Source organism: Streptomyces paludis (assembly GCF_003344965.1).
Taxonomy (GTDB): domain Bacteria; phylum Actinomycetota; class Actinomycetes; order Streptomycetales; family Streptomycetaceae; genus Streptomyces; species Streptomyces paludis.
Genome location: NZ_CP031194.1, coordinates 5,605,175 through 5,624,839 on the forward strand (window position 1 = coordinate 5,605,175; position 19,665 = coordinate 5,624,839).

Genomic DNA, 19,665 nt, shown 5'->3' on the forward strand with positions numbered 1-19,665 from the left:
CCTGATGGATAGTCCTCGGGACCCCCCGGGACAGGGACGGGGGGATTCGCAGTGACGAGTCAAGGAGGACCCGTGGCCGCAAGGCGGGACCGTACCCACTATCTGTACATCGCGGTGATCGCAGCCGTCGTGCTGGGCATTCTGGTGGGCTTCGCGGCTCCTGGTGTGGCCGTCGAACTGAAGCCGCTCGGTACCGGCTTCGTGAACCTCATCAAGATGATGATCTCGCCGGTCATCTTCTGCACCATCGTGCTGGGCGTCGGTTCCGTCCGGAAGGCCGCCAAGGTCGGCGCGGTCGGCGGGCTCGCCCTCGGCTACTTCATGGTGATGTCCACCGCCGCGCTGGGCATCGGCCTGGTCGTCGGCAACATCCTCCAGCCGGGCGCCGGTCTCCACCTCACCGAGGCCACCAAGGGCGCGGGCGCGGCCCAGGCGGCGGGTGCGAGCGAGTCCACCACGGACTTCCTCCTCGGGATCATCCCGAAGACGATGGTGTCGTCCTTCACCGAGGGCTCGGTCCTCCAGACCCTGCTGATCGCGCTGCTCGCGGGCTTCGCCATCCAGGCGATGGGCAAGTCGGGCGAGCCGATCATCAGAGGCATCGGCCATATCCAGCGCCTCGTCTTCCGTATCCTCGGCATGATCATGTGGGCCGCGCCGGTCGGTGCCTTCGGCGCCATCGCGGCGGTCGTCGGCGAGACCGGTCTCGACGCGCTGAAGTCGCTCGCGATGATCATGATCGGCTTCTACGTCACCTGCGCGCTCTTCGTCTTCCTGATCCTGGGCGCGCTGCTGCGGCTGGTCTCGGGCGTCAACATCTTCTCGCTGCTCAAGTACCTCGGCCGCGAGTTCCTGCTGATCCTCTCCACCTCGTCGTCCGAGTCGGCGCTGCCGCGCCTCATCGCGAAGATGGAGCACCTGGGCATCAGCAAGCCCGTCGTCGGCATCACCGTCCCGACCGGCTACTCCTTCAACCTCGACGGCACGGCCATCTATCTGACGATGGCGTCCCTCTTCATCGCCGAGTCCATGGGCGACCCGCTGGCCATCGGCGAGCAGATCTCGCTGCTGCTCTTCATGATCGTCGCCTCCAAGGGCGCGGCGGGCGTCACGGGCGCCGGTCTGGCGACGCTGGCCGGCGGTCTCCAGTCGCACCGGCCCGAACTGGTCGACGGTGTCGGCCTGATCGTCGGTATCGACCGCTTCATGAGCGAGGCGCGTGCCATGACGAACTTCGCGGGCAACGCGGTCGCGACGGTGCTGATCGGTACGTGGACCAAGGAGATCGACAGGTCCCGCGTGGACGAAGTCCTCGCCGGGAAGATCCCGTTCGACGAGAAGACGCTCGTGGACGACGGCCACGGCCACGGCCCGGTGGAGGACACCCCGGAGCCGGCCGCCGCGCCCGCCGCTCCCGTATCCACCGAAAAGGCCCAGGCCGGGGTCTGACACCCCCCACCCCAGGGCCCGCCAGGCCCTGATCCCGGCCCTTCCCCCGACCGGCCCGTACGGAGACGCCTTCCGTACGGGCCGGTCGGCTGTGTTGCGCGGGGGCGCGGGGTGCGGGCGCGGGGGCAACGGGGGTGCGGGCTCGCGTATGTACGGGGTCCGCGGGGGTGTGTGGTGAGGCGGGGGCGATATGGGGCGGTGGGGATACGATCGTATGTACAGCCGTCGCGGCCCCCGTTACCTAGCGTTCTCCCGGGGTCACTCGTCGGCACCCGTCAGGGAGGTTCCTCACCATGACTTCCGCTACGCGCTTGCTGACAGGACTTCCGGCCGACCGCGGCGACATGCTGATGAGGCTGTCGCGCCATGTCTTCTTCCCCCAGGACGAACGGATCTTCGAGGAAGGCAGCCAGGCGGACACGTTCTGGATCATCCACACGGGCACGGTGGCGCTCGACCTGTACATACCGGGCCGGCGCCGGGTGACCGTGGAGACCCTCGGCGTCGGGGATCTGCTGGGCTGGTCCTGGCTGTTCCCACCGCATCAGTGGCACTTCGGGGCCGAGGCGTTCAGTCCCGTACGGGCCCATGAGTTCGACGCGGCGGCCGTACGGTCGCTGTGCGAGGACGATCCGGTCCTCGGTTACGCGCTGACCCGTACGGTCGCCCAGATCCTCGGCCTCCGGCTGGAGGCGGCCCGTACCAAACTGCTCGATCACTACATGGTCCACGGCGGCGACGGGCTGTAACCGCCCTGGAACGGGCAGGCGTTACCAGGCCACCGGCAGCTCCAGCGGGAAGCGCCGGATGGTCCGCGTGTCCCAGCGGACCTCCTCGGGCGCCACCGCGAGCCGCAGCCCCGGGAAGCGCGCCAGCAGCAGGCCGATCGCCGTCTCCAGCTCCGCCATGGCGAGCGGGACGGCGATACAGCGGTGCCCGCCCCACCCGAAGGTCATGTGCGGGGTGGGCGGCCGGTCGAGGTCGATGGTGTCCGGGTCCGGGAAGCGCTCGGGGTCGCGGTTGGCCGTCAGATACGAGACATGGACGAAGTCGCCCGCCCGGATCCGTACGCCGTCGATCTCGGCGTCCTTCAGGGCGACGCGCGGAATGCCGACCCCGTTGCGGAACGGGATGTAGCGCAGCAGCTCGTCCAGCGCCCGGGAGAGCGCCTCGGGCGGCGCGCCCCTGAGGCGGCCGGCCAGCTCGGGGCGGGTGAGCAGCAGATACGAGATGTCGCTGATCTGGCAGGTGGCGGTGTCGTGGCCGCTGAGCATCAGGGTCTCGGCCATGACGGCCAGCTCCTGGTCGTCGAACATGTCCTCGCCGTCGCGGGCGGCGGCCAGGACGCTGAGCAGATCGTCCGCCCGCTGCCCCTGACCGACCGTGCGCCGGCGCGCGGTCGCCAGCTCGTGGAAGTAGCCGATGATCTCGGCCTTCGCCGCCGCCGCGTCCTGGCGGCTGTCGGGCGTCATGGCCAGCATCCGGAGCGCGGACGCCTGGAGCCAGGGCCGGTCGGGCGCCGGGATGCCCAGCAGCTCGCAGATGGTCTCCTGCGGGAGCCGCTCGGAGAGGTGGTGGACGAGGTCGGCGGGCTGCCCGTGCGCGGCCATCTCGTCCAGCAGCCGGTGGGCGATGGCCTCGATGGCGGGCCGCATCGCGTCCACGCGGCGCTTGGTGAACGCCTGGGAGGTGAGCCGGCGCAGTCTGCTGATCCGGGGCGGGTCGATGACGTTGATCGACTCGGGGGAGACGATCGGCTCCGGCGTCATCCGCGGGAAGTCCTTGCCGATGATCGCCGCGCGGCTGAACGTACGGGCATCGGTCGTCACCTGCCGTACGGCGTCGAACCCGGTGACCAGCCAGGCGTCCGCGGCACCGTACGACAGCCGGATCCGGGTCACGGACCCCCGCGCCATGAGGTCGGCGAGGGCGGGGTCGAAGTCCAGGGACTGGTTGAAGTCGAAGGGGCAGGTGGGGGGTGTCGGGTCGTCGGTGGTGGTGTCGGCCTGGGTGTCGGTCATGGGGGGATGCGTACCTCTCCCGCGCGAGGTCCATGCGCGAAGGCGGATGAAGCGCTTCAAATGGGTACGGAGGGAGGCGACAGCCACGGTAGATCGACAACCCAGGGTTGACGATTGAGTGACCGTCAACCTATGGTTGACGCATGACGAACCCCTTGCAGGATCCTCACTCCGTACGCCTCGACGACCTCATCCAGGCAATCAAGAAGGTCCATACCGATGCGCTTGAGCAGCTCTCCGGTGCGGTTATCGCCGCAGATCACCTGGGTGATGTGGCCGATCATCTCATCGGCCATTTCGTGGACCAGGCCCGTCGTTCCGGTGCCTCCTGGACCGAGATCGGCCGCAGCATGGGAGTCACCAAGCAGGCCGCCCAGAAGCGCTTCGTCGCCAAGGACGGCACGGCCGACCTGAACGCCGGCCAGGGCTTCAGCCGCTTCACCGACCGCGCCCGCAACATCGTGGTCGCCTCGCAGATCGAGGCCCGCAAGGCGCACAACCAGGAGATCACCCCCGAGCACCTGGTGCTCGGCCTGCTGGCCGAGCCGGAGGGGCTCGCCGCGAAGGCGATCGTCGACCAGGGCATCACCCTGGACGCCGTACGTCAGGCCGCGACCCAGGCGCTCCCGGCACGGGCCGAGGGCGATGTGCCCGAGCTGATCCCGTACGACGCCGGCGGGAAGAAGGCGCTCGAACTCACCTTCCGGGAGGCCCTGCGGCTGGGCCACAACTACATCGGTACGGAGCACATCCTGCTGGCCCTGCTGGAACTGGAGGACGGCACGGGGGTGCTGGCCGGCCTGGGCGTCGGCAAGGCGGCGGCGGAGGAGTGGATCGAGGCGGAGCTGAGGACGATCATCGCGGCGATCGAGAAGACGGGGGAGTGAGAGCGGGCGGGGCCGGGGGCGCTTGTCTGCACGCGCCCGGCTCCGCTCCGTTCCGTTCCTGCCGCGCGGTGCCTCCGCCGTGGCCGTCACCCCCGGCGGAGGATCTCCATGGCCAGCGCTTCGGAGTGCTTCCAGGTGCCCGCGGTGGCGAGGACGTCGCCGCTGTTGAACACCGAGTCCTGGCCGCTCGTGGCCCGGTCGTACAGCGCCTTCACGTCCCGGCCGAAGTAGGGGCTGTACGACACGTCGTCGGTGTCCCCGCCGGTCTTCCAGCCGCCGATCACCCCGACGATTCCCCACCCGGACACCCGCTTGACGAGGAACGGCCCGCCGGAGGAGCCGCCCGAGTAGGCCGCGCACTCGATCCGGAGGAAGGACCCCGGAATGCCGGGCGTCGGGCTGTCGAACCGTTCGGTTCTGTCGGTGCAGTCGAGCGGATGCCGCTGGTTGGCCGGATAGCCGACGAGCCGTACGGGATAGTGCGCGTATCCGGCGTCGATCATCAAGTCCGCGCCGCCAACCACGTCTTGGACGTTCTTTCCGTCACGCGGCTCCAATCGCGCGAAATTGAAATCCAGCGTGGCGGCGGCGTTGCGGCCCTTGGTCAGATACCGCTGGTTGAGGAAAACGCCGCCCGGCTTGACGGAAAAGGAGCCGTAGGGCTTCTTTCCGTCGTCGTACTGCGGAACGAAGGCGAGGTTCGGCCGGGCGGATGTCCCGTCGAAACAGTGGGCCGCGCTCATGACGAGGTTCTTTCCCGGACTGTTGACCACGGTCCCGCCGCAGAAATGCCCCGATCCCTTCGCGTCACTCCAGAAGAACGTCCCCACGATCGGCAGCCCCTCGAACGGCCGACTGGGTGACCGGGCCGCCGGGTTACGGGCTTCCGCGTTGCGGGCTTCCGCCTGCTCCGTATCCCCGGTTGGCACGGGCTGGGCGGCCCGCATACGGGAGGCGGTCCAGTAACGGTCGGTGGACCCGTCGGACGATGAGGAGTGGTGGCCGGACGGAGTGGCATGAGCGGCCGGGAACGGCAGAAAGAGGAACAGAGCACCACCCAGGAACAGGGCCGGTGTCCTGACGTTTCGCATGGCTGACGTCTCCTGTGAGTCCCTTGAGCGCCTTGAGGGCCTTGAGCGCCTGCGGTGCAAAGCGCCGAGCGGTGCACGATCCTACGGCTGTGGCGGCCGGGGAGAAGGGATTGATGGCCAAAGTCACGCTTGGCGACTACTCGCCAAGCTGTAGCGACCTGGCTGGGCGCGCTGCTTCAATCGAGCCGGATCCGAAGGGCGGATCTCCTGGGAGTGGATCTCCCGAAGGTGACGGAAATCGATGCACGTGACTTCAGCGTCCCCAGTCGAACGCCGCGCCCGCGAGGAAATGGCGCGGCACCTGATCGACATCGACGTCCTCACCAAGGAGTGGGCCGAGGCGTTCCGGGCCGTGCCCCGCTCGCGATTCCTCCCGGACCCGTTCTGGGCGTACGACATGGAGAGCGGCCGTAGCGACTCGGTGCGGCGCGCGGCGGGGGAAGACGCCTGGGCGCGGGCCGCGTACGCGAACGTACCGCTGGTCACGCAGTGGGACGACGGGCAGCACTCAGGCACGGAGTCGGGCGCGCGGGCAACCAGTTCGGCGAGCATGCCCTCGGTGGTCGCCGCCATGCTGCGCGACCTCGACGTCCGCGACGGTATGCGCGTACTGGAGGTTGGCACCGGCACCGGCTGGAACGCCGGTCTCCTCGCCCATCGTCTCGGCGGCGAGAACGTCGTCAGTGTCGAGATCGACCCGGCCGTCGCCGCCCGCGCCTCGGCCGCGCTGAAACGCGCGGGACTCGACCCGCTCGTGATCGAAGGCGACGGCCGCGACGGCTGGGCGCCCGGTGCGCCGTACGACCGGGTGATCGCCACCGCCGGCGTACGGGACCTCCCGCCGCGCTGGCTGGAACAGACACGCCCCGGTGGGATCGTCCTCGCGCCCTGGGGGACCCATTACAGCAACCAGGACGCTGTGGTCCGGCTGACGGTTGGCGAGGACGGCCGTGCTCACGGACCGTTCCTCTCGATGGTCGAATTCATGAAGCTGAGGGATCAGCGGCTCGACTGGAACCGGTTCGGTGGACACGTACGGGACTTCCCCGGCGACGCGGACGTCTCCAGGACATCCCTGACACCGGCGGATCTCGGCGACCGCTACGACACCCCGAACTTCGTGGCCGGCCTCCTCGTCCCCGACTGCGCCCACGTCCTCAACGACGGCCCCTCCGGCGAACCCGGCGACGCGAAAGCGTGGTTCTTCGACTTCGGCAGCCTCTCCTGGGCGGCCGTCGTCTTCACCCCGGGCGACCCGGAGGCCACCGTCCACCAGTCGGGACCGCGCCGTCTCTGGGACGAGGTCGAGCGGGCGCTGACCTGGTGGATCGGCGTCGGCAGACCGGAGTTCGACCGGTTCGGACTCACGGTGGACGGTGACGGCACCACGCGACCGTGGCTGGACGGCCCGGAGAATGTCCTGCCGTCCTGCCGTCCGCTCGCCTGAAGGGCATCGCCTGAGAGCGGGGGGCCTCACACCCGCCAGGACCCCTCGCCCGGCCGGTCCAGCCAGGCCCGTTGCCCGTCCGCGCCGACCGTCAGCCCGAACCGTTCGAACCCCGGCCGCCCCGCCCGGTCCCACCACCGGAACGCCGCCTCGACCTCCGTCCACAGCGCACGCGGCCCCGACTGGACGACCGCGAACTCGACCGCGCCCGGGACGACATCGGCGGTGGCCCACGACGCGGTGTCGGCGCTGTACAGCCACAGGGTGTACGCGCCACCGCCGTCGGCCCCGCCGGTGCCGTCCGCCTCGCCCGCGCCGTCCGCCTTCTCGCCGTACCGCTCGGCACGCCAGAAAACGCCCGGCACCCGGAGCCCGATGACGAACTGGGCGAGCCACCCGCCGGTCTCGGCGGGCGAGAGCGAGGTGGTACTCCGCACCCCGTCGGCGGGCCAGGCCCGGCCCCTCAGATACGCGGCGAACGGCGGCCTCGGCAGGCGCTGTTGACGCAGCCGCATAAAGGCGGACGAGCGCGTGAAGGACCCCGAGGCCACCCCGTCCGCCACGATCAGCCGGACGACCGCCTCGCCGCCGTATTCCGTTCCCCAGGGCGCGACGATGATCCCGCCGTCCTCCGTCTGCCGGACCCAGTCGTACGGCACGTCCCCGACCGAACAGGTCGCGACGGTCCGGCTGTACGGGCCCCCGGCGCCATGCCCGAGCCTGCCGTCACCGACCACGACGGCCGCCTCCAGCCCGGCCCGGCGCAGATTCGCGACGGCGGCGCGGGCGACCGTCGCGTCGTACTCGACACTGACCACGTTCCCGCCGCCGAGGCGGTGGGCGAGCAGCCCGGCGTTCCAGCCGGTGCCGGTGCCGATCTCCAGGGCCCTGCCGCCGTCCCGTACGGCGGTCACTTCGAGGTCCGCAAGCATGGAGAACACCATGCGCGGCATGGAACTGGAACTGGTGGGCCTGGTCCCGAGCCCATCACCCCGGTGCCGCCCGTCGTCCCACTGCGTCGTCAGCGGGACATCGGAATACACGGCGGCCCGCCAGGCGACGGGGTCCTTGGCGCGGTCGACGAGCGCGGTCTGCCGGCTCCCGTCCGCGACACCCGGCCAGATCCTGTCCGGCACGAACAACTCCCGGGGAACTGCCCGGAACGCCGCCAACCAGTCCTCGGCCAGCGCGCCGGCGTCCACGAGCACGGAGGCGAGCGCGTGGGGGGCCCCGGGGCCTTGGGAGCCCATCTCTTGTGTACGTGACGTCATGACTTCCTCGCTTCTGCGCCCGTGGTTCCGGTGCGGGTGGCGCTCCGCCCCCTACTTGCCGGTCGCCGGACCGGAACCGTCACTGCTGTTACCGCCTTCGTCCGACCCGCCCCCACCGTGCTTCGCGCCGCTGTTCGAGTCGTCCTGCTGGCTCCCGCCCTGGCCGTCGCCGGCGCCGCCGCTGTGCTGACCACCCATGTCGGTCTCCCTGTCGTGGAAGCGGATCGCCGGTGCGATCCGCTGTCACCACGACGTTAGGGAGCGTCGCCGGGCAGCGGCTGGGCGATTGCGCCGGATTGCGCCCAGAGGCAGGCGAGTTGGCGCGGATCGCTCACGGCACGGCCACCTGCGCGCGTGCCCGCACGATAAGGCGGTGCGCCTGGTGGCCGTACAGGGCTGATCCCTGGAGCAGGCGCCAGAGCTTCGTGTAGAAGGCGACCTCCTCCGGGGAGTCGAGCCACAACTCCGCGTTCCAGGTGTCGGCGACGACCAGTCGCTTATCGATGTTCCAGAACCCGTGCTTCGGGGAGAACGGCGTACGGGCGCCGAACGGGATCACGCCCAGAGAGACCGTCTTCAGGCCGATCAGACCGACCAGCCGGTCCAACTGCGCGGCCATCCCCTCCGGGCCGCACCGCGCAACGTGCAGTGCCGCCTCCCAGACGATCGCGTGGAAAGCACGACCGGGCTGGTACAGGGCTTCCTGGCGTTTCATACGTGCCCGTACGCCGTCCTCGATGTCCCTCGGAGTGCCGAGCCGGTCCGACACGTCGGTCAGCACGCCTCGGGCGTACTCGGGGGTCTGGAAGATGCCGGGGACGATGGCGGACTCGAAGAGGTGAATCGTCTCGGCCCGGGACTCCTGGAGGACATGGGCCTCCTGAACCGCGCGGTGCCCCGCCGCGAGCTGCCGCCGCCAGCTGCGGTACGTCGTCTCCAACCCGCGCAGCCGGCCTCGTAACTCTCCGGCCGCACCAGGGGCCACCGCGCGCGCCCACGCCTCGACATCGACCTCGGTGGCGGTCTGCTTCCCGTTCTCCAGCCGGCTGACCTTGGAAGGCTGCCAGGCCAGCCGGAGCGCCATCTGCTTGCCGTTGAGCCCGGCCTCGACGCGCAGTTCCCGCAGCCGCGCACCGAGCGCCTCACGGGCCTGCTGAAAATCGGTGCTCACACAAGCGAAGCTACCTCGGCCAAAAACCCTTCACGCCGCGTCGCGTGGTGCCAGGCGGCGTCCCTGAACCGGCAGTACCGCACAATGTGCGCCGGGTCCTCGATCAACTCGGAGCCGAGATACTCGTCTTCGTCGTCGAAGTGGAGCAGAAGCGCCCGGCGCGAGTCGAAGAGCCAGAAGTCCTCCGTCGGCAGTGCGAGGGCCTCGGCCCGAGGGCGCCACATGTTCCGGATGTCCTCGCCCGCGGCATTGTTGCTCGCTGCCGCGGCCAGCAGGAACAACTGCCCCTGTGTGGGCGGCCGGTCGACGACGCGGACCCGCTCGACGCGCTTGCCCAAGCCCGTCTGAACGCGGATGTTGGTACCCCAGGGGCGGTTGCTGTCGTCGGGCAGGGGTTCCCCTGCGACGAAGCGGGCGTACTTCTCGACGGCGCGGTCGGAGGCGTACCCGCGCCGTGTCTCCAGCCGCCAGGCAGTGTGTTCGAAGTCGGTGAAGTAGTCACCGAAAGTGGAGTCATCGATGAACTGCGGCATGGGAGCTACTCCTTGGGAGCGAAGCGGGTGAGCAGGTCGCGGGGGACGACGACGAAGGACTCGCCGTCGAGGACGTTGTCCAGCTGAGCGACGTCGTCGGGGTCGACGAGGGTGTAGCCCTGGACGATGATGTCGCCGCTGTCGAGGTCCTCGTACAGCGTGGGGCACTTGCCGTCGTCGGAGGTGGTGCCGAGCAGCTTCAGGCTGCGGGCCATGTCCTGACTCCTTGTCGGGGTACTTGGCATACGTGGTGCAGTCGGTGGAACGTCAGCCATCAGGTTGCGCTGGATGACGTTGCCCGGCACAGGAATTGCGCGGGATTGCGATTCGGGGCGGTGCGCGGGCGCGATATTCGCGGCCTGTGGGGCGCGCGAGGTCACGTCAGTGGCGGCGCCACAGGGCCAGGACGAGGGAGCCGCCGACCGCGGTGATGGCCAGGACGTGGAGGGCCTGGGCCTTGAAGGGGGTCACTGGGGCGGCTCCTGTGTCCTGGGGTGCGGGGGAGGCGTCGGTCCGAGCTGGAGCGGCGCGGCGATGTCGCGGGTCGTGACGGCCAGCGCGCGCATCAGCTCGTACGCGTGAAGGGGCGGGGGCGGTGTGTTCTGGCCGTCCCAGTCCTGGCAGAGGGCGAGCAGCCGGTGGGCGTCCCGGTGGAGCGCGTTGCCTTCGGGGGTGGCGCTGTCGTGGTGGCGGAGCAGGAGTTGCAGGTGGCGCCGGAGTTTGGACGTGGTGGCGTCGACCCAGGCCCGCTCGGGCAGATCGATCCGGAGCGCGAGCGCGGCGGTGACGGTGTGCGTGAGGGTCAGGAAGTCGATGGGGTGGGCGTGGTCCGGGGCGGTGGAATCCGGCGCGTACGTCGCACTCGGCGTGCCGGTGCCGGTGCCGGTGCCGGTACCGGTGCCCGTGCCCGCGTCCGCGCCCTGCGTGGCGGACGGCCGTCGGCCCAGCGCGGCGAGGAGGCGGCGCAGCGTCCCCGCGTCCGTGGCGAAGCGGAGGGGGCGGCGGGACCAATGCGAGCCGGGTACGCGGCGGTTGGCGGTCATGTCGTCCGTGCTTCCCGCGGTGTGTTCACCGCGACCGTGCACCACGTACGCGTCCCCCGCCGCCCCCAGCTCCGCGCGAGCGCGGCCACCAGGAACATCCCCCGCCCGCTCTCCTCGTCCACCCCGGCCCGCCGGACGGCCACGCGTGCGGGCGACCGGTCGTCCACCTCGATCCGTACGGTGTCGGGCCGGTCGTACGACAGTGAGAACCGGACACGGTCACCGCCCCCGTGCACCACGGCGTTCGTGACGATCTCGCTGATCAGCAGCTGTACGGTCTCGACGGCCTCGTCCCCCATGTCCCCCTGCCGCAACAACGCCCCTGCCGCGCGGCGAGTTTGCTCGACACGGCGGGCGTGCGGTGCGAAGGACATGGTGAGGCGCAGGGCGATGTCCCGTATCCCGACGGGGGTGGGTGGGACGGGTGTTGTGGTGTGTGTCGGGAGGGGCATCGCAGGTCCTTACCGTCGATCTCTCGGCTCACTGAATGCGGTCATTCGGACGCATTGGGTGAGTTACGGGTATAGCCTCGCACCAGTACCGGGGTTCGCGGGAGCATTCTGGTGGAATTCTGCGATCAAGTTTGTCCGTGAACTTCCCTCCTTGGCAGGGGTGTTCACGGCAGCGGGCAGAGCTTTCCGCTCTGACGCAGAACGTTCCTTGCGGACCCCGAAGCGACACCGACACACTGGGCAATACCGGGGAGGACAGCGGATGATCACGGACATTGAGTCGGCAACACCTGCTCTGTGCCGCCTGCAACTCGGAAGCGAATTACGCAGACTGCGCTTGGAAGCGGGGCTGACATCGCGGCAAGTCGTGAGGAAGCTGCTGTGGAGCCCATCAAAGCTGACCAGGCTGGAGACGGGGGAGAACGCCGCTGTTGAACCCTCCGACATCATGGCGCTCTGTCAGATCTACGCCGCGGAGCCCGAGACATGCGAGCTGCTGAAAGGCTATGCGGCTGTCACCAAGACCAAGCGTGACTGGTGGCAGTCGGCCGAGTATCGACCGGTCATCAACCCGGGCTTCAAAGCGTTTCTCGGCTTGGAGGCCACGGCCACAGGACTGCATGCCTACGAGTCCGAGTACGTCCCCGGACTGCTTCAGACAGAGGAGTACGTCCGTGTGATCTATGGGCGTGCGCATCAGGGCCTCAGCAGGGAGGACATCGACCGCATGGTCGACCTGCGTATGACGCGACAAGCGGTGCTGCAACGGAAATCGCCGCTCAAGCTTACGGCGATCATCAATGAGGCCGTGCTGTACAGGCAGGTGGGTGGTCGCGCTGTGATGCGGGCGCAGCTTGCACACATTGCCGAGGTCGCCTCAGCGCCCAACGTTCGTGTGCAGGTTGTTCCCTTCAAGTTGGGGCACCACCCCGGGATGAACGGTGCTTTCATGATCTTGCAGTTCCGCGATCAGGTGACTCTCAAGCCGATCGTCTACTTCGAGAACCTGGCTGATGCCTGGGTGAGTCGGCACGAGAGGGACGTGGAGCGGCATGAGGACGCCTTTAACGACCTACAAGCCTTCGCTCCGGGGCCGCAGGAGTCACTGGACATGATTAAGAAGGCAATGAAGGAGCTTTGATCTCGATGACCTACACGGCTGACATGCTCACCGGCGCCGACTGGTTCAAGTCCAGCTACAGCAACGACCAGGGCAACGCTTGCGTCGAAGGCGCCCACCTCGTCGGCGGCGCCATAGCTGTCCGCGACTCCAAAACTCCCCGGGGGCCCGCCCTGATCCTGGCCGGGAGGCCATGGGCCACCTTCGTGGGCGCGCTCGGTGCTGGCGAGTTGGGCGCGCGATGACCGGTGCCGGCTGGTTCAAGTCCAGCTACAGCAACGCGCAGGGAAACGAGTGCCTCGAAGGCGCTTACCTTGACCGCGGCGCCATCGCCGTCCGCGACTCCAAGCGCCCCGAAGGCCCCGCCTTCGTCTTCGCCGCCCCCGCCTGGGCCGCCTTCGTCGGTGGCATCGACGCGCTCGCCGGCGGGGCGCACCCGTAGGTCCCGCGCCGCACGGCTCCGCACGGCGGGGTGCGGTGGTGATCGCTACCGCACCCCGACCGCGTCCGGTAGGCGCGCGCGAAAGAAAGTGATCGCGTGGGAGAACCGGTTCGGGTTGGCGGTCGTCTTACCGCCCGAAGTTCGCCAAGGACCGGGCTCCGTCCCAACTGTGCTCGCGTACAAGAGAGTTGCCAGCGCTGTGTGTCGCGCGCGGGCCCGGTGGTTGGCGTGTCGGGAGCCCTGTTCGGGTCGGTGCTTCAACAGTTGGGGAAGTGTTGCGTACTCACAGAAAGAGAGCGGGCGCGGCCATGGTGGCCGCCCTGCTCACCGCCGGGCTGGTATCGGGTGCCACCACGCACACCGCAACCGCGTCCGGGACCGGCGACGCCGGGACGGCCGGAGTGGCGGGGCCGCGGGCGGCGGCCGGTGGGTCCGTCACCCTGATCACCGGTGATCAGGTCCGGATGGACGGCAAGGGCCGGGTCACACGGGTGGAGCCCGGCAAGGGCCGCGAGGGCACGCGGATGCACATCAAGGCCGTTGGGGACGAGACGTACGTCCTGCCGGCCGACGCCGCCCGGCTGGTGGCCCAAGGGACGCTGGATCAACGGCTGTTCAATGTGACGGCGCTGCTGGAGGCCGGGTACGGCGACGAGCGGCGGGCCTCGCTCCCGCTGATCGTGTCGTACGGGAAGAACGCGGCCCGCAAGGCGGAGGCCAAGGCCGCCATCGCCGACGCGGATGTCGCCGTACGCCGTACGCTCCCGGCGATCGGCGGCGAGGCGCTGACCGCGCCGAAGGAGGAGGCGGCCGAGGTCTGGGACGCGCTGACCGAGCCCACCGACGTGCCGAACGAGGCCCGGGAGACCGTGCCCGGTATCGAGCGGGTGTGGCTGGACGGCAAGCGCACGGCGTTGCTGGACAAGAGCGGCGCGCAGATCGGCACATGGAGCGCCTATCAGGCCGGCTACACCGGTGTGGGCGTCAAGGTCGCCGTCCTGGACTCCGGGGTCGACCAGACGCACCCGGATCTCGCGGGTGTCTCGATCGCCCGCAAGGACTTCTCGGGCTCGGGCAACACCGTCGACCACTTCGGTCACGGTACGCATGTCGCGTCGACCATCGCGGGTTCGGGTGCCAAGTCCGGCTGGAAGTACCTCGGGGTCGCGCCCGGCGCGAAGATCATCGACGCCAAGGTCCTCGACGACGGCGGGGTGGGCGAGGACTCCGGGATCATCGCGGGTATGCAGTGGGCCGCCGACCAGGGCGCCCGTATCGTCAACCTCTCCCTCGGCTTTCCGGACGCCCCGGGGATCGACCCGCTGGAGGCGGCGGTCAACAAGCTGTCCGCCGAGAAGAACGTCCTCTTCGTCGTCGCCGCCGGCAACGAAGGTCCGGACGGGGGAACCGTCCGTAGTCCCGGCAGCGCCGCCGCCGCGCTCACGGTGGGCGCGGTGGACAGAGAGGACCGGATCGCGGACTTCTCCAGTACGGGCCCGACGGCCGACGGCTCGCTGAAGCCGGACATCACGGCGCCCGGTGTGGACATCGTCGCCGCGAAGTCCACCAAGGCCGACATGGGCGGCTCGACCGTCGACGGTTACGTGTCCCTGTCCGGTACGTCGATGGCCGCTCCGCATGTCGCGGGCGCCGCCGCGATCCTCGCGCAGCAGCACCCGGACTGGAGCGGCCAGCGCATCAAGAAGGCGCTGGTCTCCTCGGCCAGGCCCGGCGCGGGACAGAGTGTGTACCAGCAGGGCACCGGCCGCGCCGACCTGACGGCGGCGATCACGCAGACCGTCCTCAGCGAGCAGACCGGCGTGAACTTCGGCACCCACACATGGCCGCACACCTACGCCCTGCCGGTCACCAAGGACATCACGTACAACAACACCGGGACGGCGCCCGTCACGCTCGATCTGTCGCTGGAGACGGCCGGTCCGGGCGGCAGGGCGGTCCCGGACGGCTTCTTCATGCTCGGCGCCACGAAGATCACCGTCCCGGCCAACGGCAGGGTGGCCGTCCCTCTCCGGGCGAACATCAACATCGGCGCCGTCGACGGCGCCCTCACCGGTACCGTCGTCGCCAAGGCCACCGACGGCTCCCAGAGCGTCCGCACGACCTTCGGCGCCGTACGCGAGGTCGAGTCGTACGACATCACGCTGAAGTTCATCGACAACAACGGCAAGCCCTCCAAGTCGTCGGCCTCGGTCTACGGTCACAACGACCTCTTCCGGACCGAGGCGACGGCCACCCGCGGCGACGGTACGGTCACGGTCAGGCTTCCCAAGGGCTCCTACACGCTCAACGCCTCGGTGGAGACCGGCGCGGATCTCGCCCTGCTGGTCCAGCCCAAGCTGATCGTCACCGAGAGCACCACCGTCACCTTCGACGCCCGCGAGGCCAAGCCGGTGAGCATCACCGCGCCGGACTCCGCCGAGCTGCGCGAGGCGTATGTGAGCTTCGATGTGAACACGAACAACGGCGCGTTCAACTTCTGGCTCATGGACAGCTTCGACGGGGTGCGCGTCGGCCATGTCGGCCCCCAGGTCCCGAAGGCGCTGCTCAACGCGCAGGTCGGTGGCACCTGGCAGAAGGGCGGCACCAGCTACAACCTGGTCTACAACCGCACCGGTTCGTTCTTCAAGGGGTTCAGCCACAAGGCCACCATGAGTGAACTGGCCCTGGTGAACGTCAAGTTCGGCTCCTCCGCCAAGAACCGCAGGGGCGATCTCTCACCGACCTGGACCTCACCGTCGGTGAGCCGGAGCGTCGGTACGATGACCAGCACGTTCGCCCTGCCCGCCACGGTCAAGGCGTATGTCACCACGCCCGATGGCTTCACCTGGCACTTCGGGGCCCGCCAGCTCGACAGCAAGGACGCCGACACCGAGCTGGAGCTCCAGTCCGTGGTGCCCAAGGTCTACGAGGCGGAGAAGTCGTACGGGGAGACGTTCAACGTCGGTGTGTTCAGCCCGAAGGTGCTCGACACGGGCGTCAAGCGGTTCCGTAACGGCATGGAGTTCTGCGTATCCGAGTTCACCGACGGGGTCGGCCATCTCGGCACCTCGACGGTCTCCAACCAGCGCTCCACGGTCGTGGTCAACGGGAAGACGACCGTCTTCGACGATCCGTACGTGCTGTGCGGGACCGCCGAGGGGCTTCCCGCCGAGTCCGCCACGATCAGGATGAGTACGGAAGCGACCCGCCCCACATCGGTCGCGGGTGTCTCGACCCGGCTCGTCGCGGCCTGGACGTTCACCTCGAAGGAGGTCACGGGCAGCGCCCCCGCGAATCTGCCGATCAACTTCGTCCGCTTCACGCCGAGTCTGGATCTGACCAGCACCGCGAAGGCCGGTGAGACGGTCACGTTCCCGCTCCATGTGCGGGGTCCGGCACAGCACAACCTCGGGTCGCTGACCGTCCAGGTCTCCTACGACGGCGGCAAGGTGTGGACCAACACACCGGTCACCTACGGCACGGGCACGGACGGCAGGCACCACATCACCCTGACCCACCCGACGACCGCCACCTCGGTCTCCCTCAAGGCGAAGCTCACGGACACGAGCGGCAACGCCTACGACGTGACGATCGAGAAGGCGTACCTGCTCAACTAGGTACAGTCCTGGCGAACTTGGCGCCGGAGTGCCCGCAGGGTGGTTCCCTGTGGGCACTCCGGCGTTTCGGCGTTCCGGCACTTCCACGGCTTGGCGGAGGCGGCCCGCAGTGCGGTCGGCGGGCGGATGGAATGCATTCGTCCGTTTATCACGTGCTCCGGAATGTCTTACTCCAATTAATGCCGCATGCAGGCATAAGTTCAATTCCGGCCATGTTCATGATCGGAATGGCCTGCTCCGTGCTTTCCCCGCCCGAGCGTGCCCGATGAAGATCTCTTCTTGTTGAGCCCATCCAACCAGAACAACTAGGGGATCTTTATGATGCACAAGCGCATGATCACCGCGATCGCCGCAGTGGCCGCCCTCGGCGTCGCGGGGGTGACCGCAGCGCAGGCGGTCGCCGCGCCGGCCGGTGTTTCGTCGATCGCGGTCTCCGCTTCGAGCGTGGCCGATGACGGGCGCGCGGTCTTCGCCGGGATCTTCTTCCTCCAGGGCGAGGTCGGCGCGGAACTGTCGAAGTCCCCGGCCTTCTCGGACCCGGCGGGGTGGATGGCCGAGAACGACACGGACGAGGCGCGGAGCGAGGTCGGGGCGCTGATCGAGGAGATCCAGGCGGGACAGCCGGGATTCTTCGGCGAGTTCGGGGACAGGATGCGCTCCGGCGACCCGCGCAAGGTCGAGAGCGCTCTGGACGAGGCCGGCGCTGTTCTGGCGGAGTACGTGGCCAAGACCGAGGGCGGGCTCAAGGACGTCGCCGCCGGTGACGGCCGGGGTCAGGGGCGCTGTGTGCTGAACGTCGCGGTGGCCGGCAACGTCGTCCTCGCGCTGAATGTCGTCAACGTCGCCAACGTCATCAACAAGGTCAACCTGTGGGTGGCCCCCGCCGACCAGGACCTGAGCAAGGAAGAGACGATCCGCGACCTGACCCAGCTTCTCGCCGCCTGACGCTGGGCGTTCAGCTCTGACCAGCCGACCGGGCAGGCGCCTGTCCGGCCAGCCGTGAATCGGTGTCGGCGCCCAGGCAGCCCCCCCCACGCCGGTGCGCGACACAAGGCCGGGCCACCCTCGGTGCATGAGGGTGGCCCGGCCGTTCCATTATCGCGGAAGCCGCCGGGCCGGCGCACCCTTTCGGCCTTCACAAAAAGGGATGTGGCGCCCCTCCGCGCCTTTTCGCTGAAATTCTTCTCATGGGATACGGATGACTTCACGAATCAGCGAGAGATTTCCCCTTCGGACCGAAGAGCCGCAGACCACAGGGGTCCCCCGCGCATGGCTCACCGCCGTCGTCGCGGTGGGCGCCGTCGCCGTCCTCTACACCGCTCAGGCTCATGTTCCGAAGAACGTACTCACCCTGCCGGGACAGCAACAGGTCGCCGGTGGGGTGCACGCGGTGGCCCCCCAGGGGTGGGCCTTCTTCACCAAGTCACCCCGGGACCCCGAACTGGTCCCCTACCGGTACGCCGGCACGTCCTGGAAGACCGTCTCCATGGGGCCGCATTCCAGACCGTCCAACGCGTTCGGGCTCGACCGCGCGTCCAGGTCGCAGGGCATCGAGATGGCCCTGCTGCTCAACGAGGCGCCGGAGCTGAAGTGGACCGAGTGCGAGGACCATCCCGACGTGGAGACCTGCCTGGAATCCATCACCTCCGCCTCCGCCGACGGCCCCGCCCGTATCCGTAACCGGTCCCCGGAACCGACACTCTGCGGGACCGTGGCCATCGTGCAGGCCGAACCGGTGCCGTGGGCCTGGCGGGATCTGATGGATGCCACGCACACGCCCGGACGCGCGGCCGTGTGGGAGGTGACGTGCTGATGCGTGACGTGCTGATACGTACGATCCCCTTGCCGTGGACGAATGTGTACGGAGTCGCCCGTACCCTCGCCGCTCTCGGCACCGCCGGGACCCTTGCCTTCTCCTCCGCGCGTACTCTCTTCCGGCCGGTGGCGCTGACCGGTGAGTATCCGCTGTGCGAGGGCATCTCGGCGGCCGGTGTCTTCTGTCTCGCTCCGGACGGCCACACGGGTCTTACCTGGGCCAAGTGGCTCTGTGTGCTGCTGCTTCTGGCGGTCGCCTCGGGATGGCGGCCCCGGCTCACGGCGCTGCCGCACGCGTACATCTCCTTCAGTGTGTACACGGGAATCGCCATCGGGGACGGCGGCGATCAGATCACCAGTGTGGTCACCCTGCTGCTGGTCCTGCCCGCGCTGGGCGACGGACGCCGGTGGCACTGGCAGACCGCGGGGCGTGAGCCGGACGCGCGGGAGAACGCGGGCACGGCGTACCGCGGGGCGTGGGCACTCGTCGGTGTGACGGGTCTGGTGCTGCTGCGCGTGCAGATGTCGTTCCTGTACTTCCAGGCCGCGGTGGCGAAGCTGCCGCACACGGAGTGGGCCGACGGCACGGCCATGTGGTACTGGGGGACCAGCCTCTCCTTCGGCGCGCCGCCCTGGCTGGAGCCCCTGATGACGCCCATTCTCCGGCTGCCGCTGGGAGTCGCGCTGCTCACCTGGCTGCCCCTCGTTGTGGAGATGAGCCTGGCCGTCGCGCTGCTGCTGCCGCAGCGCCTGCGGTGGCCGGTGATGGGCGCCGGTCTCGCCTTTCACCTGTCGATCGCGGTGGTGATGGGGCTGTGGAGCTTCGCGTTCGCGATGGCCGCGGGCATTGTCGTGCTGTGCTGCCCGCTCGGGGGCGTGCTGCGCCGTCGCGTTACCGGACCGGGCGGCCGGGCGGGCGGTCAGTGTGCGGGCGAGACGGAGGTGGGTGTGGTGGAGAGGCAGTTGGTGAAGGCCGAGAGTGTCTCCTCGTCGGAGAATCCCAGCTCACGGGCGAGTGCGACGGCCTGATTGAAGGTCTCGATGAGCAGGGCGTGCGAGCGGGGTGCGGTGGTGATCACCACCGCACCCCGGCCGGGCCGCAGATCGATCAGTCCTTCCGCCTTCAGCGCCTGGTAGCCGCGGAGAACGGTGTGGACATTCACACCGAGCGACTTCGCCACCTCGCGCGCCGCCGGGAGCCGGTCGCCCGAACGGAGCTGGCCTTCGGCCATGGCGCGCCGTACGGAGCTTGCCACCTGGTCCGACAGCGGCACCCGGGACGTGGGATCGATCTTCACGAGCATCT

21 protein-coding genes are annotated in these 19,665 nt (G+C 69.1%); 11 read left to right on the forward strand and 10 right to left on the reverse strand.

Translation table 11 applies throughout. The features are described from left to right. Positions 1 to 72 precede the first annotated feature (72 nt). Together DVK44_RS24830 and DVK44_RS24835 are read left to right on the forward strand one after the other, a co-directional pair. Entirely contained in the window at positions 73 to 1,449 is a 1,377-nt protein-coding gene (locus tag DVK44_RS24830; protein WP_114661965.1) for a cation:dicarboxylate symporter family transporter, read from the forward strand. 293 nt (positions 1,450 to 1,742) lie between these two features. Beyond that, positions 1,743 to 2,198, forward strand: a complete 456-nt coding sequence (locus DVK44_RS24835) for a cyclic nucleotide-binding domain-containing protein (RefSeq protein WP_114661967.1) — start codon at positions 1,743 to 1,745, stop codon at positions 2,196 to 2,198. A gap of 21 nt (positions 2,199 to 2,219) precedes the next feature. On the opposite strand, the gene DVK44_RS24840 is transcribed toward DVK44_RS24835, so the two are convergent. Next, complete coding sequence (locus DVK44_RS24840; RefSeq protein WP_114661969.1) at positions 2,220 to 3,470, reverse strand: cytochrome P450; 1,251 nt, start codon at positions 3,468 to 3,470, stop codon at positions 2,220 to 2,222. A 143-nt stretch (positions 3,471 to 3,613) separates the two neighbouring features. Here DVK44_RS24840 and DVK44_RS24845 point away from each other — a divergent pair, with 143 nt between their 5' ends. Further along, positions 3,614 to 4,357, forward strand: a complete 744-nt coding sequence (locus DVK44_RS24845; RefSeq protein WP_114661971.1) for a Clp protease N-terminal domain-containing protein — start codon at positions 3,614 to 3,616, stop codon at positions 4,355 to 4,357. An 86-nt stretch (positions 4,358 to 4,443) separates the two neighbouring features. Here the strand turns inward: DVK44_RS24845 and DVK44_RS24850 are convergent, their stop codons facing one another. Then, positions 4,444 to 5,448, reverse strand: a complete 1,005-nt coding sequence (locus DVK44_RS24850; protein ID WP_114661973.1) for a trypsin-like serine peptidase — start codon at positions 5,446 to 5,448, stop codon at positions 4,444 to 4,446. A gap of 241 nt (positions 5,449 to 5,689) precedes the next feature. Here DVK44_RS24850 and DVK44_RS24855 point away from each other — a divergent pair, with 241 nt between their 5' ends. Further along, positions 5,690 to 6,895 carry a methyltransferase domain-containing protein gene (locus tag DVK44_RS24855; protein ID WP_114661975.1) on the forward strand — a complete coding sequence of 402 codons (1,206 nt, stop codon included), beginning with the start codon at positions 5,690 to 5,692 and terminating at the stop codon, positions 6,893 to 6,895. 26 nt (positions 6,896 to 6,921) lie between these two features. On the opposite strand, the gene DVK44_RS24860 is transcribed toward DVK44_RS24855, so the two are convergent. From DVK44_RS24860 to DVK44_RS24885, 7 genes are all read right to left on the reverse strand, one after another. Continuing rightward, positions 6,922 to 8,166 carry a methyltransferase domain-containing protein gene (locus tag DVK44_RS24860; protein ID WP_181957518.1) on the reverse strand — a complete coding sequence of 415 codons (1,245 nt, stop codon included), beginning with the start codon at positions 8,164 to 8,166 and terminating at the stop codon, positions 6,922 to 6,924. Positions 8,167 to 8,217: 51 nt separating this feature from the next. Further along, entirely contained in the window at positions 8,218 to 8,364 is a 147-nt protein-coding gene (locus tag DVK44_RS36805) for a hypothetical protein (protein ID WP_181957519.1), read from the reverse strand. Positions 8,365 to 8,497: 133 nt separating this feature from the next. Next, positions 8,498 to 9,337, reverse strand: coding sequence for a helix-turn-helix domain-containing protein (locus DVK44_RS24865; protein ID WP_114661985.1), 840 nt, complete (start codon positions 9,335 to 9,337; stop codon positions 8,498 to 8,500). Further along, positions 9,334 to 9,870 carry a DUF6879 family protein gene (locus DVK44_RS24870; protein WP_114661987.1) on the reverse strand — a complete coding sequence of 179 codons (537 nt, stop codon included), beginning with the start codon at positions 9,868 to 9,870 and terminating at the stop codon, positions 9,334 to 9,336. Before DVK44_RS24870 ends, DVK44_RS24865 begins: the two co-directional genes overlap by 4 nt. A 5-nt stretch (positions 9,871 to 9,875) precedes the next feature. After that, a complete protein-coding gene (locus DVK44_RS24875) occupies positions 9,876 to 10,085 on the reverse strand; it encodes a hypothetical protein (RefSeq protein ID WP_114661989.1) in 210 nt (69 codons plus the stop codon). Between the two features lie 252 nt (positions 10,086 to 10,337). Beyond that, on the reverse strand, positions 10,338 to 10,913 hold the full coding sequence (locus DVK44_RS24880; RefSeq protein WP_114661991.1) for a hypothetical protein: 576 nt from the start codon (positions 10,911 to 10,913) through the stop codon (positions 10,338 to 10,340). Further along, the gene (locus tag DVK44_RS24885) at positions 10,910 to 11,365 is read right to left on the reverse strand and encodes an ATP-binding protein (RefSeq protein WP_114661993.1); all 456 of its coding nucleotides are present in this window, start codon (positions 11,363 to 11,365) and stop codon (positions 10,910 to 10,912) included. The genes DVK44_RS24880 and DVK44_RS24885 overlap by 4 nt, the downstream gene beginning before the upstream one ends. Before the next feature lie 262 nt (positions 11,366 to 11,627). Between DVK44_RS24885 and DVK44_RS24890 the strand changes: the two genes are divergently transcribed. The 7 genes from DVK44_RS24890 to DVK44_RS24920 all read left to right on the forward strand — a co-directional run bounded on the left by DVK44_RS24890 (position 11,628) and on the right by DVK44_RS24920 (position 19,388). Beyond that, on the forward strand, positions 11,628 to 12,506 hold the full coding sequence (locus tag DVK44_RS24890; RefSeq protein WP_114662001.1) for a helix-turn-helix domain-containing protein: 879 nt from the start codon (positions 11,628 to 11,630) through the stop codon (positions 12,504 to 12,506). Positions 12,507 to 12,511: 5 nt separating this feature from the next. Continuing rightward, on the forward strand, positions 12,512 to 12,730 hold the full coding sequence (locus tag DVK44_RS24895; RefSeq protein WP_114665418.1) for a DUF397 domain-containing protein: 219 nt from the start codon (positions 12,512 to 12,514) through the stop codon (positions 12,728 to 12,730). Continuing rightward, a complete protein-coding gene (locus DVK44_RS24900) occupies positions 12,727 to 12,927 on the forward strand; it encodes a DUF397 domain-containing protein (RefSeq protein ID WP_114662003.1) in 201 nt (66 codons plus the stop codon). Before DVK44_RS24895 ends, DVK44_RS24900 begins: the two co-directional genes overlap by 4 nt. A 275-nt stretch (positions 12,928 to 13,202) precedes the next feature. Beyond that, positions 13,203 to 16,544, forward strand: coding sequence for a S8 family peptidase (locus tag DVK44_RS24905; RefSeq protein WP_228447361.1), 3,342 nt, complete (start codon positions 13,203 to 13,205; stop codon positions 16,542 to 16,544). Between the two features lie 333 nt (positions 16,545 to 16,877). Further along, entirely contained in the window at positions 16,878 to 17,489 is a 612-nt protein-coding gene (locus tag DVK44_RS24910; protein ID WP_162794040.1) for a hypothetical protein, read from the forward strand. A gap of 253 nt (positions 17,490 to 17,742) precedes the next feature. Next, the gene (locus tag DVK44_RS24915; RefSeq protein ID WP_114662009.1) at positions 17,743 to 18,357 is read left to right on the forward strand and encodes an SdpA family antimicrobial peptide system protein; all 615 of its coding nucleotides are present in this window, start codon (positions 17,743 to 17,745) and stop codon (positions 18,355 to 18,357) included. Further along, the gene (locus DVK44_RS24920) at positions 18,357 to 19,388 is read left to right on the forward strand and encodes a sporulation-delaying protein SdpB family protein (RefSeq protein ID WP_228447362.1); all 1,032 of its coding nucleotides are present in this window, start codon (positions 18,357 to 18,359) and stop codon (positions 19,386 to 19,388) included. Before DVK44_RS24915 ends, DVK44_RS24920 begins: the two co-directional genes overlap by 1 nt. On the opposite strand, the gene DVK44_RS24925 is transcribed toward DVK44_RS24920, so the two are convergent. Further along, the gene (locus tag DVK44_RS24925; RefSeq protein WP_114662011.1) at positions 19,280 to 19,663 is read right to left on the reverse strand and encodes a GntR family transcriptional regulator; all 384 of its coding nucleotides are present in this window, start codon (positions 19,661 to 19,663) and stop codon (positions 19,280 to 19,282) included. The genes DVK44_RS24920 and DVK44_RS24925 overlap by 109 nt on opposite strands. Between the last annotated feature and the right edge of the window lie 2 nt (positions 19,664 to 19,665).